Consider the following 1,701-nt stretch of genomic DNA (forward strand, 5'->3'; position numbering starts at 1 on the left):
AAAAGGCCGTCTGCCCATATTGACCCAGTAAGAGCAGAGCTATGTGTGACAAGAAGTATAGAGATTACGAGGTAGCCATCATGGTCGATGTGAACCCTTTCGACAGGGTTATGAATGAATTGAAAAGTCGTGGCCGCAAGAACGCTCACATCCTGAGCATCCTCCAATTCGACTGGCCTGCATCGGAGGCCATCATCGAGAAGCTGAGCTGCTACATCACAGACGGGATTAAGGCTAATCAGGAGCCTGTGATTTACCCGATCATTGAAGAAGCTCTGCATCGCTACAGCCAGCTCGTGTTTCATGAGCAGAGAGAGAAATATGAAGACCCGGCCAGAATTGGGGCATTTCTGGAAACCCTGATCACCGAAACCTGCCGGGCGTTGGAAGTGCAAATTGTCGATAGTGGCGGTGATTCATGGTCTGTCGATTCAGGAGAGTCGTTCTCACTGTGGCTTTCTTCCCATCCAGGAGAACTATCCATTAACCCGCAGCCCCATGAGGATGAGACCTCTTTGCGTGGCTTGCTGTATGAGCTCATCACCTGTGAGAGCGTGAAAACTGTTTTAAGGAGAACCGACTATGAAGAAGCCGTGGTTGCTGGTCGCATGGCTGCTGGTTATTGAGTTGCTGGCAATATTGCTGCTGATCCCTGGCGACTGGACAGACAGAGCCATCAAAAGGGAATCCGTGCTGGTGGAACAGAGTCTTGGTGTCGAAGCAAGAGACTGGATACAGAACAAAGCATCTACCTGGTTCAGGTCGAGCGTTATTGATTCAGGCTTCTATGAGGGGATGTACCAAACGCTGATCCCATCAGAAGAGGAGCGCCAGAAGTCCAAGGGGATGCAGGATATGGGCAAGGGCTGGTTTGTGTGGGTCAAAGGCCGCATGGAAGCCTTTGTCAACGTCATTTACCAGTTCTACACACGGTTGGCGCTGTTAGCCGCGTGGGCTCCCTATATGCTGATCCTGTTCGTACCTGCGGTATATGACGGGATGATGACATGGCGAATTAAGCGGACCAACTTCGATTATGCGAGTCCGGTTCTCCATCGTTATAGCGTTCGCGGAACGATGTACCTGATGGCCGGATTGTTCATCGCGTTCTTCATCCCCATAGCGCTCGATCCGGTTGTCATCCCGATGACAATGATGACGTGCTGTGTCCTGGTTGGCCTGACGTTCGGCAACCTCCAGAAACGGGTATAGGGAGGGAGGATGAGCTACTCCGTTATAAATCAAGATGGGGTGCATCTGTGCGACATCCCATTGAACGTCTACCAGGTGATACGTCGCCAATCCTTGTCTGCGTTGTGGCTTTACTGGGCGCAGAGCTTGAATTTGGTGAAGGTGCTCATTGCTTGCGTCGGAAAGATGATCTTTGTGATGCCGGTAATGTGGTTCTGGGTGCTGGTGGTGTGCCGCTTGGTTGAACCAGAACGTATCTCAGACGTGCCAGGACTTATCTCTCCGGACGTGATCGGGTGGGCCGCTGGTGCGGCCATCACCCTCATTATCTATTCCGTTTTTACACGCCCAGCTTTGTACGGATACCACAACTTTTTCAAGCAGCATATTTGCTCAAGAGTAAAGCAAGTAACGCCGGAACTCAGAACAGTCACTGGGCCACTGTTCTTTTACCGAAACGAAATTGGAACGATATAGAGAGGAACCATGAAAGTAACCAATAAACTCAAA

Annotated in this window: 3 protein-coding genes; all 3 read left to right on the forward strand. The window is 50.7% G+C overall.

Going from position 1 to position 1,701, the window contains the following annotated elements; translation table 11 throughout:
* Positions 1-80 precede the first annotated feature (80 nt).
* Genes BHE89_RS16520 through BHE89_RS23860 form a run of 3 tightly spaced genes read left to right on the forward strand, consistent with a single transcriptional unit; the run spans position 81 to position 1,436 of the window.
* Positions 81-626 (forward strand): hypothetical protein, encoded by a 546-nt coding sequence (locus tag BHE89_RS16520; RefSeq protein ID WP_000228720.1) that lies wholly within the window; start codon positions 81-83, stop codon positions 624-626.
* Entirely contained in the window at positions 583-1,212 is a 630-nt protein-coding gene (locus BHE89_RS16525; RefSeq protein WP_000743450.1) for a DUF4400 domain-containing protein, read from the forward strand. The genes BHE89_RS16520 and BHE89_RS16525 overlap by 44 nt, the downstream gene beginning before the upstream one ends.
* Positions 1,213-1,259: 47 nt before the next feature.
* On the forward strand, positions 1,260-1,436 hold the full coding sequence (locus BHE89_RS23860) for a hypothetical protein (RefSeq protein WP_169342285.1): 177 nt from the start codon (positions 1,260-1,262) through the stop codon (positions 1,434-1,436).
* Positions 1,437-1,701: the final 265 nt, after the last annotated feature.

This window comes from Shigella sp. FC1967 (genome assembly GCF_001743005.1).
Lineage (GTDB): Bacteria > Pseudomonadota > Gammaproteobacteria > Enterobacterales > Enterobacteriaceae > Proteus.

What these genes read in the sequence shown, in the direction of transcription:
- BHE89_RS16520 (WP_000228720.1), top strand. Translation starts at nt 81, where the DNA reads ATGGTCGATGTGAACCCTTTCGACAGGGTTATGAATGAATTGAAAAGT.
- BHE89_RS16525 (WP_000743450.1), top strand. Translation starts at nt 583, where the DNA reads ATGAAGAAGCCGTGGTTGCTGGTCGCATGGCTGCTGGTTATTGAGTTG.